This window comes from Oleiphilus sp. HI0066, from assembly GCF_001635725.1.
Genome location: NZ_LWFH01000234.1, coordinates 1 through 960, shown reverse-complemented (window position 1 = coordinate 960; position 960 = coordinate 1). Strand labels below are relative to the sequence as shown.

Here is a 960-nt window from a genome sequence, read left to right as displayed (position 1 = left end):
TTCAGTGTTATAGACAGCTCGCATCTTGATCGAGCCTCGGCCTGTTTCATAAATCTTCTGAATATCTGCCGGCGGAGTGACGATCTCAGCACCCGTTGGATAATCAGGCCCGCGAACATGCGTCATTAGATCTTGAGTTTGAGCCTTAGGTTCATCCAGCAAATGAATACATGCACTCGCGACTTCTCGAAGGTTATGAGGAGGAATATCAGTGGCCATACCGACCGCAATACCCGTTGTGCCGTTAAGCAATAAATTCGGCAATCTAGCGGGTAAGGTTTTTGGTTCATCAATCGTGCCATCAAAGTTAGGCATCCAATCAACAGTACCTTGACCCAACTCGGCAAGAAGCACATCTGCATAAGGCGCTAATCTTGATTCGGTATATCGCATTGCCGCGAATGACTTAGGATCGTCAGCCGAACCCCAGTTACCTTGCCCATCAATCAATGGATAACGATAACTAAACGGTTGCGCCATCAACACCATCGCTTCATAACACGCGCTATCGCCATGCGGATGAAACTTACCCAGAACATCACCCACCGTTCTCGCGGACTTCTTATACTTCGCCGATGCTTTTAAGCCAAGTTCCGACATGGCATAAACAATTCTGCGTTGAACAGGCTTTAAACCGTCCCCGACGTGCGGCAACGCACGATCAAGAATGACGTACATTGAATAATCGAGATAGGCTTTTTCGGTATATTCTCGAAGCGAAATCTGCTCGACACCATCTTCGAAACTAGGCGTGTCTTGACTCATAAAACTTAGAGTTCCCTTTTAGAGTTCCCTTAAGGAAAAATTTGACTATGATTGTGAAGCTGTTGTTCATTATATGGAGCGTGCACACAACTGCATAGAGCTAATCAGTAATGTGCCCTTTTCTTAATGTTTTAAGCGCCCTTTTTTTACGTATTAATCAAAGGAAGATGCATGAACGTCATCGAAATCAAACAC

Annotated in this window: 1 protein-coding gene; it reads right to left on the bottom strand. The window is 45.2% G+C overall.

The annotated features are described in order from the left end of the window. Nucleotides 1-765, bottom strand: a 765-nt coding sequence (locus A3738_RS03770) for a DNA gyrase subunit A (protein WP_304440062.1), incomplete at its 3' end; no start/stop codon positions are given. Nucleotides 766-960: the final 195 nt, after the last annotated feature.